This window comes from Robiginitalea sp., assembly GCF_049588695.1.
GTDB lineage: Bacteria > Bacteroidota > Bacteroidia > Flavobacteriales > Flavobacteriaceae > Robiginitalea.
The window spans coordinates 1-11,645 of record NZ_JBAVZJ010000303.1 but is presented as its reverse complement, the minus strand read 5'-3'; the positions used below and the strand labels follow the sequence as shown (position 1 = coordinate 11,645).

The window sequence follows — 11,645 nt, the reverse complement described above, 5'->3', positions numbered from 1 at the left end:
GTATGGAGTGCCGCATCAATCTCCTCAACTCCTGATTTTCGATGAGGAGGGTGTTCGGCAGCATGTCTCACACGGAGCTATCGGTGCCATAACCCCGGATGAGGTATTAAAAAACCCGGACTGAGCCCGGGTCTTATTGTATTCCTTATGTTCATTTATTAAATTATCTGAAGCGCTGTCTTTGCAGGATGCCCTTGAGGCGGGTTTTTAAATCCTCCCCAGCGCTGAAGACCATTTCTTCATCTGTGGGAAAAGGTACGGCTGCAAGCCCCAATCGGGCCACCAGGTCATTGTCCAGGGCACGTCTGTCCCCATCGTAATTGGCATAAATATGCTGAAACACAAACTCACTGGTCAGTGGATATGAATTCAGGGATTGCTGCGTGCGCAGGTCAACGAAATTCACATTGCCCACTACCTGGGCCATTTTTTGCTGGGTAAACTCATAGTAATTACAGCGAACGGTCCGCAGACGATCAATTTCTATACGGTTCCCAAGACTATCCCTCACAACATTCCCCTCCGCATCGAGTAAATCCTGTGTTCCGTCTTTTATTTGACGTTCCTTGATGACCTGTCTTTCGGATATTTGTTCCGGGGTAATGACTATATCGCGGAATGCTACCTGCATTTCATAGTCGTACTGGATTTCGTCCAACGGATTGGTGTGATAGGCAGTCCACAGATTATCCATTCCGTATGTATTGAAGTTCAGCAGGTCTGCTTCAAGGCGTTCGGGAATGATTTGTTGGGTATCATTGATCATACGGACTTTTACGTAGTCCAGGCCGTTTTGATATGCATATTCCATTTGTTTTCGGGTGTCGGCATAGCCCGGATTGATCTCATTGAGGTATTGAAAGTCTTCATACGCTTTGCGGAATTCCCATTTTTGAGTGGCATCATTGAGTAGTTGTGAGGCGTTTTCATATAAATAGGATGACAAGGTCTCCTGAACTGCCAGTAGCTGTGCGTCGTAGTTGGGAAAGCTAAAGGATGCCTCCCGCCCTTCGTCGTAAATCGGCAAAGGTAGCAGTGGGCGTATCCGATTCTGCACATTGCGGATCTCGCTATACCTCTTGTAAATTTCTTCCAGGTGTGCCGGATTCCCATCCTTCTGTAAAAAACTGATTTCCTGCTCCTCAAATTCGAGGTATTTTGCATAGGCCTCTTCAAGAAGCACAACATAGGTCTGTTTGTTCTTCCGCGTTTTGTTTTCAGCCAGTTCCATGACTGAAGTATTAATCGCCTGCAGATAATTCCCTGTATTGAGGGCTTGCTGTGTTTTTTTGACACCTCCGCATGAGGCGGCAACTACCAGGAGTACGAGAATGGTAATGAATCGTTTCATCTTTTTTCGCTTTGAGATTCAAGGGCATAATCCAAGAGGCATGCCAAAACCTGTCGAGACTAGAACGAAAATCGATGAGAGTTAGTATATCCGCGGTGACGCGTACTACGTGTTAGGTTTGAAAAGTTTTTGGGAGCATTGGGGGCAGGAGTTGCGAACGCACTTCTCCGAAACCAATGCGCAATCCCTCATTCTTGCAGTATCCTTTGAGAACTACCGTATCCATATCGTCAATAAATGTCCGGGTCTGCCCGTCTTTGAGGGTAAGGGGCTTACTACCCATCCAGGCCAGTTCGAGCATGGAGCCAAAAGAATCACCAGTAGGTCCGGAAATTGTCCCACTTCCCATCATATCCCCACTGTTTACCTTACAGCCGTTCACGGTATGGTGGGCAAGCTGTTGTGCCATTGTCCAGTACATATACCGGAAATTCGAACGGCAAATGGTATTCGAGGCTCCCGATTCCGGGATCAAATCTACCTCGAGGTGAATATCGAAACTTCCCGCACTTTCCTGTCTGAGATAAGGAAAAGGGGCGGGGTCCTGAACCGGGCCGGCCACGCGGAAGGGTTCCAAAGCATCAAGAGTTACAATCCAGGGGGAGATAGAAGAGGCGAAACTCTTTCCTAAAAACGGGCCTAAAGGCACGTACTCCCATTTCTGTATATCCCTGGCACTCCAATCGTTAAATAAAACCAGGCCAAAAATATACTCCTCTGCATCGGCTACCGGTATAGGTTCTCCCAATTTATTGGCATCTGTTGTGATAAAGGCCATTTCCAGTTCAAAATCAACTCGTTGGGAAGGTCCAAAAACCGGGGTCTTGGCCCCCTTAGGCATGGTTTGCCCATAAGGTCTTCGTATGGGGGTGCCGCTCGGAATAATGGTAGAACTCCGCCCGTGATAGCCCACCGGGATGTGGAGCCAATTCGGCAGGAGGGCATTTTCCGGGTCTCTGAACATTTTGCCGACATTCGTAGCGTGCTCCTTGCTGGAGTAGAAATCTGTATAATCACCTATCTGAACGGGCAGTTGCATTTCAATTTCATCCAGTGCGAAAAGGATGATTTTTTTATGGGCCTCGTTCTGCTGTAAATCCTTATTCTCCACGTCAAAGATTTCGGCGATCCGGTTTCGCACGGCCCTCCAGGTTTTCTTTCCGTCCGATATAAAATCATTCAGGGTATCCTGGAGGAAAATATCGTCCGTGAGCGGGATATCCCTCAGATAGCCCAATTGATGAAGCGCTCCCAGATCTATGGCGGTGTCGCCAATCCGCGTACCGATAGTGATCACATCTTCACGGGTGAGAAAAACTCCAAAGGGGATATTCTGAATGGGAAAATCTGAGTCTTCCCGGACCGGAAGCCAGGAAACACGGTTCGGGTCGTTGGCTTTTATAGGCATGGATAAATGTTAATTGACGTTTGATAAATTCCTTCTCAAAGATATTATTTTATCTGGTTTAACCCGACTCAATTTGTACTTTTACCCGGTCTGAAAAAAAGGCATCCTATGGAAAGAGACCTGGCTATTTTTGAACTGATCAAAGCGGAAGAAAGGCGTCAAATCAATGGAATTGAACTTATTGCCTCGGAGAACTTCGCGAGTCCCCAGGTCATGGAGGCCTCTGGGTCGGTGTTGACCAACAAATACGCTGAAGGATACCCCGGCAAGCGGTATTACGGAGGTTGTGAAATTGTGGATCAGGTTGAACAAATCGCTATCGACAGGGCAAAGGAACTCTTTGGGGCCGTTTATGCGAATGTACAGCCACATTCGGGTTCCCAGGCCAATGCAGCGGTTTACCAGGCCATTCTGAAGCCCGGAGACACCATACTCGGTTTTGATCTATCACACGGCGGCCACCTGACCCATGGTTCTCCGGTGAATTTTTCGGGAAAACTCTATCGGCCTGTTTTTTATGGGGTCGATCAGGAGACAGGTCTGCTGGATTACGACCGGATTGCTGAGATTGCGAGAACGGAAAAACCGCAGTTAATTATAGCCGGGGCGTCGGCCTACTCCCGAGATATGGATTTTGAAAGGTTTCGTGAAATTGCCGATGAGGTGGGGGCCTTCCTTTTAGCAGATATCGCTCATCCGGCAGGATTAATTGCCAAGGGCATCCTCAGCGATCCTGTCCCTCATTGCCACTTTGTGACCACCACGACCCACAAAACACTCCGCGGACCCCGCGGAGGGCTTATTCTTATGGGATCTGATTTTGAAAACCCTTTTGATATTCGGTTGAAGTCAGGTGCCCTAAGAAATATGTCATCTTTGATCGACCTGGCGGTATTTCCAGGAAACCAGGGAGGGCCCCTGGAACATGTCATAGCTGCAAAGGCGATTGCCTTTGGGCAGGCTATAAGCGATGACTTCCTCCACTATATGATCCAGGTGCAAAAGAATGCTGCAGCCATGGCAAAAGCCTTTACTGACAGGGACTATCACATCATATCCGGAGGTACAGATAACCATATGATGCTCATCGACCTGCGCAATAAAAATATTACCGGAAAAGCTGCCGAAAAGGCCCTGGTACTGGCAGATATTACAGCAAACAAAAATATGGTGCCGTTCGATGATAAATCTCCTTTTGTGACATCGGGAATCCGCTTTGGAACGGCGGCAATTACGACCAGGGGGTTGCAGGAGGAAGACATGGAACAGATCGCAGACTGGATTGATCAGGTCCTTTCTGATCCGGATTCTGAAGACGTGGCTGCGAGGGTTAAAGGCGAGATTAATAAATTTATGGGCCACAGGCCTTTATTCGCCGGATAACCATCTCCTTTATTCCAATGCGCGAATCATCTCTTCCGGCACCCTCGAGGGTTTACCACTTGCAGCGTCCAGCAAAACCCAATGTGTTACACAGGTGGCCACAAGGGTTTCAGTCTCCTCATGAGTTATCTGTACATGCCTTTCAGACTGGGCACCCCTGGCTGTTTTAACGTGAGTAACAACCGTGAGCTTGTCCCCCAGGACTGCGGGGTGGTGATAGGTTATATGGTGGCTTCGAACAACCCATACATACTGGGAATCCCATTCAGGCCGTGTTAGTTTTTGCCAGTGTTCTTTAGAGATGCGTTGTACCCATTCCAGATATTGAACATTATTCACATGATCCAGATCATCCAGATGTTCGGGCCGTACCACGATGTCAAAGCGGTAGGTTTTCATCCTTCCTTTTTGAAAATGCGGACTTCGAAAAGGGTGTCCCAATTCTTTCCGGTGACAAAAAAGGAATTGCGGCCAGGATGATAAGCTACTCCATTAAAAACGTCAAGTTCCGGATGTTTTCCTACTTTTTCCTTAAGGCCTCCGAAATTTACAACTCCCTCAATGGCCCCGGACTTCGCGTCGATAATCATCATACTTTCTTTTTGCCAGACATTGGCGTAGAGTTTTCCCTCTACGTACTCCAGTTCGTTGGCTTTGTTGAAGACGGATTTATCAGTAACTGTTTCGACGAATCCGGTTTCCTGCAGGGTTCCGGGATCCAATGTCCAGATTCGCTGGGTGCCATCACTTTTAAAAATATGGACACCATCATTTGCCAGCCCCCAACCTTCATCACTCTCACCGTATTCAAAACTTCCCAGTTTGCTGAGGGTTTTAGCATCGAACATAAAGCCCGTGCCGGACTGCCAGGTGAGCATGTAGATCGTATCATTGAGTATGGTTAACCCCTCTCCGAAGTACTGTTTATCCAGGTCGACCTTTGTTAGAACCGCACCCGACTTATAGTCTACCTTTCGCAGTGTGCTCGTTCCACGCCGTCCTGTGCTCTCATACAAGGTATCTTTGAAGAATTCCAGGCCCTGGGTGAATGCTTTAGGATCGTGCGGATAAGAATTCAGGATTTCATAAGTGTACAAGGCGGGCCGTTCTTTGGCCAGTACCAGTATTTCCGTTTCCAGTATTGCTTTTTGACCCTCTGAAAACACATGGGCCAGAAGGCGCTTGGTTCCCAGGACAGGGTCGGAGAAAGTGAGTTTCCCATCTGTAAGTGTTATCGGGTTGCCGTCCAGAAAATACACAACAGAGTCTACAGGCAAATCCGCCCGATTCTTCAGCCGGACCCCGACTGACTCGTATTGTTGTATCTTTTTTGCCCCATTCTCAATTTCGAGAACGAAATTCCGCGATAGATCATTTTCCCCACATGAGAATAGTAACCCTAAGACCGAAAAGATCGCACTTACTTTAAATTTATTCATATGACAAAATTACACATGTCCGGGGATTGTCACAAACCCAAAAAGAATGTATATTTGCGCGCGGCAAGTCCTACACGACCAGCTCCTGCAGAATCCCCCAGGGTGGGAACGCAGCAAGGGTATGCGGTCGTAGCGGTGCGATGTAGGTAGCTTGCCGTTTTTTTGTGCCTTAAAGTCAGATCTATACCGCTTGAAGCCCGGCGAAATCGCGGGCTTTTTTATTACTTTGCAACCATGAAAGCACCTTCAGAAGTCGTACTTATCACAGGAGGCTCCTCAGGCATAGGAAGATGTATAGGTCAGCATTTAAAAACTGCAGGATACACCGTTTACGGCACGGCTCGCAACCCGGGAAGATATCAAGAATTTAAGGATTTCCCCCTTTTGAAATTGGATGTTCAGAAAGCGGAGTCTGTGCAGGAGGTAATCGCTGAACTCATTCAAAGAGAAGGGAGAATCGACATTCTGATCAACAATGCGGGGGTAGGTATTACCGGACCGATGGAGGAAACCCCGCATAGTGAATCCCTGCACGCTTTTGAGACCAATTTACACGGCCCCCTGCGCCTAATTAAGGAGGTCCTCCCGCACATGCGGAAACAACATAGCGGATTTATCCTGAATATCACATCCATCGCGGGGTATATGGGGTTGCCCTTCCGCGGAATTTATTCGGCAACTAAAGGGGCATTGGAGTTGGTTACAGAAGCCTATCGGATGGAGCTCAGGCAATTTGGGATTCGGATGTGCAGTCTTGCGCCAGGAGATTATGCTACGAACATTGCCTCAGGCCGCTACCATTCTCCAGTCCGGGAGGATTCGCCTTATCGCGAAGCCTATGGGCAGAGTCTTGAATTGATCGATCGCCACGTCGGCGAGGCGGAACCCCCGGATGCCGTGGGTCGAAAAGTATTGTACATCCTTAAAAAAACCAGGCCCTCGGTACATTATACCGTAGGGAGTCCGCTGCAGCGATTTTCGCTGACCCTAAAGCGGTTGATACCCGACAAAATATACGAGCGTCTCTTGTTAAACCACTATAAGTTGTAATTTTGTGGGCGTATTTAAAGCAGATTTACCTACCTAAAACCTGAAAATCATGAAATTTTTTATCGATACAGCTAATTTGGACCAGATTCGGGAGGCCGAGGAACTCGGGGTACTGGATGGAGTAACTACCAATCCTTCCTTAATGGCGAAAGAGGGTATTACGGGAAAAAATAATATACTCAAGCACTATGTCGATATCTGTACAATTACCCCTGGGGATGTTTCCGCGGAGGTCATTGGGACGACCTTTGATCAAATGGTCAGGGAAGGGGAGGAGCTTGCAGAATTACACGATCAAATCGTGGTAAAAGTGCCTATGATTCGGGACGGGGTCAAGGCCCTTCGTTATTTTTCTCAAAAGGGAATCCGGACAAATTGTACATTGATTTTTTCTCCGGGACAGGCGCTGTTAGCTGCAAAAGCCGGGGCGACTTATGTTTCCCCCTTTATAGGTCGTCTGGATGATATTTCTTCGGACGGGTTAAGCCTAATCGCAGAGATACGTGAGATTTACGATAACTACGGCTTTGAGACTCAAATCCTGGCTGCTTCAGTCCGCCACGCCATGCATATTATTAACTGTGCAAAATTAGGAGCAGATGTCATGACCGGGCCCTTATCCTCCATTGAAAGCCTGCTCAAACACCCATTAACCGATATCGGGTTAGAGAAGTTTCTGGCAGATTACAAAAAGGGCAATTCCTGACATTTGTGGAGGAGACTTCGAAAGAATCTCTGCGCAAGGGAAGGTGATCATAACGCTCTAGCACCCGGACTCCAAGAATATTCCTGGAAACCAACAGGGCTTTAAACTAAAAGGAAGTATTCAGGTTTGCGAAGCCGTCGATGACTTTTCCGTCTTTGGCCACAATACTCTTGTAGGGATGGTAGACCACCAGGGTATGGGCAAAACTTTCGAAATCCTCCGCCCAATATTGGTTCTCCGGATCTAGGGAATAGGTTGCCAGCATGGATTTCCAACGCGGTTTTTCGGTCCGCAGGCATATTCCCACGAATCGATAGTCCCGGTATTCCTCGTTCAGTGAACGCACTTTTTTGGTAATATTTGCCAGGTGATGTTGTTGCGGTCCTGACCAGAAATAGAACACAACCGGGCTTTTTCCGGCCAGATCTTTAAGACTTTGTACACCTCCATCCACACTTTCTAACATGAGGTCTGGGAGCTGATGATTCGGACTCAGGTTCTGGATGGCCTCGCTTAAAGCTTCAATTTCCGCGAGGTGTCGATTGTTTTCAGAGCGATTCAGGAAGTCGGTCATAAAAACTTCCAGATTCTCTTCGGAATCATATTTCAGCAAATAGTCAAAGGCAACTGTTCTGAAAAGGTTGTCCCTGAGTTCGTCTGCAGTAACAAGGCTGTCGATCAGTTTGAGCTGATGCCGGTTAAAATGGAGTTGGTTCCCGGCCATATCTTTATTCACTGCACAAGCCTTTTTACAACTCATATACGCCAGGTTTCCGATATGGAAAACCATAAAATCATGATAGGGTTTAAGAAAAGTCAGGCTCAGGTCGTCATAGGAGACATCGTTCCGGTAATCATAAAAGTCTTTCGGCAGTTCGTGAACCCCATCGGAGTCGGCCATCATTTGCCGGTGCCAGAAAGGATATTTTTCCCTGTAATAATAGTTTTTGTAGAGGATACTTGCCCGGGCCGTATGATAGGCCCCTTCTGTAAGCGGAAATTCATTTTTAAGCTCTTCCAGTTCCCTGACCTTACGGACTTTAAGGGAATCGATTTTGGCGCTGAAGGCTTCGGGTTCCATCGGGCCAAGGTTTTCGCGTACCAGGTTTTCCTCACCCTCGGATTCGAGGAAAAAATCGATCAGAAAATTATTAACTGCTTCGCCTGAACCTGAAAACACCAGGGATTCATCAAAGGCCACGGTATTTAGGCGAATCTGCATGCTGTCGCCTTGTTCGAGGTATATGTACTGAAACTCCGGCCGGTGAAAAAAGTTATACAAACCACTCTCGAGAGAATCAATACGGAGTTCAAAACGATTCCGGGCATCGAGCCGGGCTGAATCGATGGGTTCCTCTCCCTTATATAGAATAACATAGGAGTCCGTAGGATTTACAATTTCCCCCGAAATTGAAACAGGTTTGTCATCTTGTTGTGGCTCCTGACAGCCACAAACCCCGAGAAGTGTAAGTAAGAGTAAAAGTCTTGTCATAAAATCTTACCGCATAGAATCAATAACAAAGCTAAAGAAAGCCCGATATGCCTCTTGTTAATAGGGAGTTAAATGTATCATAACAAGGATCCGGCAAGGGTTTATTAAGATGGGTATAAAAGAGCCTCCCCGTTATATTTTGTGTATTTTTGCAAAAATTTTAAAGTACCCTATATGCTCTCGGTTTCCAATCTTTCTGTACAATTCGGTAAAAGAGTCCTTTTTGATGAGGTCAATGTGACTTTTACCCCAGGCAATTGTTATGGCGTTATCGGTGCTAACGGCGCCGGTAAATCTACCTTCCTAAAAATTCTTTCCGGTGCTGTAGATCCGACGTCCGGTCAGGTAATCCTCGAACCGGGAAAGCGCATGTCTGTGCTGGAACAGAACCACAACGCCTATGATGAGAACCCCGTTCTGGAAACTGTCATGATGGGCAATAAGCCCTTATTTGGCATTAAGACAGAAATGGATGCCCTCTACGCCGATTACGATGATTCCAATGCAGACCGGATTGGGGAGTTGCAAGTGGCCTTTGAGGAAATGAATGGTTGGAATGCCGAGAGCGATGCAGCAGCTTTGCTTTCGAATCTGGGGATTTCTGAAGACCTGCATTTCAGGCCCATGTCCGATCTGGATTCCAAATTAAAGGTGCGGGTATTGTTGGCACAGGCCCTTTTTGGCAATCCGGATGTACTGGTTATGGATGAACCGACCAATGATCTCGATTATGAAACGATCAATTGGCTCGAGAATTTCCTGGCGGATTATGAAAACCTGGTTATTGTGGTGTCCCACGACCGTCACTTTCTGGATGCGGTTTGTACGCACGTGGCGGATATAGATTTTGGCAAGATCAACATGCACAGTGGCAACTACACCTTTTGGTACGAGAGCAGTCAACTCGCGGCACGGCAAAGGGCTCAGCAAAATCGCAAGGCTGAGGAAAAAGCAAAAGAACTACAGGAGTTTATTCAGCGATTTAGCGCGAATGTTGCGAAGAGCAAGCAGGCAACATCCCGCAAAAAAATGCTCGCCAAGCTGAGTATTGAAGATATTAAACCTTCGAGTCGGCGGTATCCTGCTATTATTTTCGACCGGGAGCGAGAAGCCGGGGATCAGATTCTCAACGTGCAGGGGCTGGAAGCTCGAAGTGAAGAGGGCGACTGGTTGTTCCGGAAAGGAGAACTCAACCTGAATCGGGGCGATAAAGTTGCACTCATTTCCAGGGATTCCCGGGCAACCACCGCTTTTTATGAAATCCTTTCAGGAAACAGGCAGCCCGAAGGAGGTACGTTTTCCTGGGGGGTTACCACTTCGGTGTCTTACCTGCCTTCTGACAATAGTCAGTTCTTTGAAAATGATAATAATTTAGTGGACTGGTTACGGCAATGGGCCAAAACTCAGGAGGAGAAAGAGGAAGTTCATCTTAGGGGTTTTCTGGGAAAAATGTTATTTAGTGGAGAAGAAGCCCTGAAAAAGTGTTCAGTACTTTCCGGAGGTGAAAAAGTGAGATGTATGCTGAGCCGGATGATGTTGCAGCGGGCAAACGTACTGATGCTGGATGAGCCCACGAACCACCTGGATCTGGAGAGTATTACGGCCTTTAACAACTCGTTAAAACAATTTAAGGGGACCGTTATTTTCACCACTCATGACCATCAGTTTGCTCAGACGGTTGCCAATCGGATCGTCGAACTCACACCCACCCATACACTGGATCGCTATTTGTCCTTTGACGACTACATGACAGATACCACACTAAAACAACAGCGTGAGAAGCTGTATCAGGTACCCGTATAAACTTCCTTACTGGTTTCAGAGTTAAAATCCCAAACGAAGTTCAGGCATTGAAATACTTACTGTTCCAAATGGCGGGATTGAAGTTTTTCCCCATGGCAAATCCGTAGTAAATCACAACGGCCGCAACGGATTTAAATATGAAGAAGAAGATAATCCAGAACTCTGTATTGCTACCGGCTTTTGAGAATAAACCATCAGGAACAACAGTCGTTAGTAAGAAACTCGTAAGGATGATCAAAAGCATCAGGTTCACGATGTTTTTAAAAGGCCAGACGAGCATTTTTCGGAGGGGATGCAGGTCGTCTCCCCATTTATGGACGAGATAGAAATACTGATTTCCCATAGGCACGAAAAGTAAGGGGTCATCCTTGTCCGCCAATTTAAAGAGACGGGACGGCGCAACGATTTTCAGGCCTTTGAGCTCTGTCTGATGGTCTTCCTCAATTCTCGTGATTTCCCCTTTTGCTTCTTCCGGAAGTTCAGGTTTAAAATATTTCAAGTCCAGAAACCGGAGCCTGTAATCAATACAAATCTTTCGAATATGGTCCAGGTGGTAGATCCTGGAGGTATCCAGACGGTCAAAATCAAATTGGTTCGGGACAACGGGTGCCTTCGGGGCAATGTCATCTGCAACAGGCGTCGCAAACTCGATGTCAACGCCTTTCAGTAAATGGGCAAGTGCTGCCCTGTCAGGCAAATCCCCCCTTTCGGCGCGGAGCTTCGCCTCGATATTGGTTCTTTCTAGCATTCTTTTTCTTTTAGCAACTGTTCAAAGTTACAGAATGATCTCCAACATGTCAACCAATGTTCTCGTGGGATAAATATTAAAATAATGTTAAATTATTAGGACTACAGTTCTGAACCTGCCGCACTATTCCGTGAAAGTGTTATTTTGTCGATGAAAGCGACCCATTCGTCGATAAACTGCCCAAACCACTGATCTAAGAGCCGATTTATGCGTTTTTCCCCCATACTGCTGCGGTGCGCCTTTTTTTTACTGACTTGTTGCCTCC

At 47.0% G+C, this 11,645-nt stretch carries 11 protein-coding genes and 1 other RNA gene; 6 read left to right on the top strand and 6 right to left on the bottom strand.

Features of this window, described 5'->3' with window-relative positions; translation table 11 throughout:
* Positions 1-7: 7 nt before the first annotated feature.
* A complete protein-coding gene (locus WBV75_RS07540) occupies positions 8-124 on the top strand; it encodes a hypothetical protein (protein ID WP_424120018.1) in 117 nt (38 codons plus the stop codon).
* A gap of 39 nt (positions 125-163) precedes the next feature.
* Here the strand turns inward: WBV75_RS07540 and WBV75_RS07535 are convergent, their stop codons facing one another.
* Complete coding sequence (locus WBV75_RS07535; RefSeq protein ID WP_424120017.1) at positions 164-1,351, bottom strand: hypothetical protein; 1,188 nt, start codon at positions 1,349-1,351, stop codon at positions 164-166.
* A gap of 112 nt (positions 1,352-1,463) precedes the next feature.
* Positions 1,464-2,759, bottom strand: coding sequence for a fumarylacetoacetase (gene fahA / locus WBV75_RS07530; RefSeq protein WP_424120016.1), 1,296 nt, complete (start codon positions 2,757-2,759; stop codon positions 1,464-1,466).
* A 108-nt stretch (positions 2,760-2,867) separates the two neighbouring features.
* On the opposite strand from fahA, the gene glyA reads away from it, so the two are divergent.
* Positions 2,868-4,142: a serine hydroxymethyltransferase gene (glyA, locus tag WBV75_RS07525; protein ID WP_424120015.1), complete on the top strand. Its 1,275-nt coding sequence runs from the start codon at positions 2,868-2,870 to the stop codon at positions 4,140-4,142.
* Between the two features lie 9 nt (positions 4,143-4,151).
* On the opposite strand, the gene WBV75_RS07520 is transcribed toward glyA, so the two are convergent.
* Both WBV75_RS07520 and WBV75_RS07515 read right to left on the bottom strand, forming a co-directional pair.
* Positions 4,152-4,541, bottom strand: a complete 390-nt coding sequence (locus WBV75_RS07520) for an acyl-CoA thioesterase (protein ID WP_424120014.1) — start codon at positions 4,539-4,541, stop codon at positions 4,152-4,154.
* A complete protein-coding gene (locus WBV75_RS07515; protein ID WP_424120013.1) occupies positions 4,538-5,581 on the bottom strand; it encodes a glutaminyl-peptide cyclotransferase in 1,044 nt (347 codons plus the stop codon). Before WBV75_RS07515 ends, WBV75_RS07520 begins: the two co-directional genes overlap by 4 nt.
* A gap of 61 nt (positions 5,582-5,642) precedes the next feature.
* Here WBV75_RS07515 and ffs point away from each other — a divergent pair.
* From ffs to fsa, 3 genes are all read left to right on the top strand, one after another.
* Positions 5,643-5,741: signal recognition particle sRNA small type (ffs, locus tag WBV75_RS07510), an RNA gene on the top strand.
* A 74-nt stretch (positions 5,742-5,815) separates the two neighbouring features.
* The gene (locus WBV75_RS07505) at positions 5,816-6,631 is read left to right on the top strand and encodes an SDR family oxidoreductase (protein WP_424120012.1); all 816 of its coding nucleotides are present in this window, start codon (positions 5,816-5,818) and stop codon (positions 6,629-6,631) included.
* 49 nt (positions 6,632-6,680) lie between these two features.
* The gene (gene fsa / locus WBV75_RS07500) at positions 6,681-7,337 is read left to right on the top strand and encodes a fructose-6-phosphate aldolase (RefSeq protein ID WP_424120011.1); all 657 of its coding nucleotides are present in this window, start codon (positions 6,681-6,683) and stop codon (positions 7,335-7,337) included.
* Positions 7,338-7,443: 106 nt separating this feature from the next.
* Here the strand turns inward: fsa and WBV75_RS07495 are convergent, their stop codons facing one another.
* A complete protein-coding gene (locus tag WBV75_RS07495; protein ID WP_424120010.1) occupies positions 7,444-8,829 on the bottom strand; it encodes a transaldolase in 1,386 nt (461 codons plus the stop codon).
* Positions 8,830-9,003: 174 nt separating this feature from the next.
* On the opposite strand from WBV75_RS07495, the gene WBV75_RS07490 reads away from it, so the two are divergent.
* Positions 9,004-10,632 carry an ABC-F family ATP-binding cassette domain-containing protein gene (locus WBV75_RS07490; RefSeq protein ID WP_424120009.1) on the top strand — a complete coding sequence of 543 codons (1,629 nt, stop codon included), beginning with the start codon at positions 9,004-9,006 and terminating at the stop codon, positions 10,630-10,632.
* Positions 10,633-10,672: 40 nt separating this feature from the next.
* Here the strand turns inward: WBV75_RS07490 and WBV75_RS07485 are convergent, their stop codons facing one another.
* Complete coding sequence (locus WBV75_RS07485) at positions 10,673-11,380, bottom strand: hypothetical protein (RefSeq protein ID WP_424120008.1); 708 nt, start codon at positions 11,378-11,380, stop codon at positions 10,673-10,675.
* Between the last annotated feature and the right edge of the window lie 265 nt (positions 11,381-11,645).

Coding starts and splice junctions, on each gene's coding strand:
- WBV75_RS07515 (WP_424120013.1), bottom strand. CDS start 5,581: ATGAATAAATTTAAAGTAAGTGCGATCTTTTCGGTCTTAGGGTTACTA.
- fahA (WP_424120016.1), bottom strand. CDS start 2,759: ATGCCTATAAAAGCCAACGACCCGAACCGTGTTTCCTGGCTTCCGGTC.
- WBV75_RS07520 (WP_424120014.1), bottom strand. CDS start 4,541: ATGAAAACCTACCGCTTTGACATCGTGGTACGGCCCGAACATCTGGAT.
- WBV75_RS07485 (WP_424120008.1), bottom strand. CDS start 11,380: ATGCTAGAAAGAACCAATATCGAGGCGAAGCTCCGCGCCGAAAGGGGG.
- glyA (WP_424120015.1), top strand. CDS start 2,868: ATGGAAAGAGACCTGGCTATTTTTGAACTGATCAAAGCGGAAGAAAGG.
- fsa (WP_424120011.1), top strand. CDS start 6,681: ATGAAATTTTTTATCGATACAGCTAATTTGGACCAGATTCGGGAGGCC.
- WBV75_RS07490 (WP_424120009.1), top strand. CDS start 9,004: ATGCTCTCGGTTTCCAATCTTTCTGTACAATTCGGTAAAAGAGTCCTT.
- WBV75_RS07495 (WP_424120010.1), bottom strand. CDS start 8,829: ATGACAAGACTTTTACTCTTACTTACACTTCTCGGGGTTTGTGGCTGT.
- WBV75_RS07505 (WP_424120012.1), top strand. CDS start 5,816: ATGAAAGCACCTTCAGAAGTCGTACTTATCACAGGAGGCTCCTCAGGC.
- WBV75_RS07535 (WP_424120017.1), bottom strand. CDS start 1,351: ATGAAACGATTCATTACCATTCTCGTACTCCTGGTAGTTGCCGCCTCA.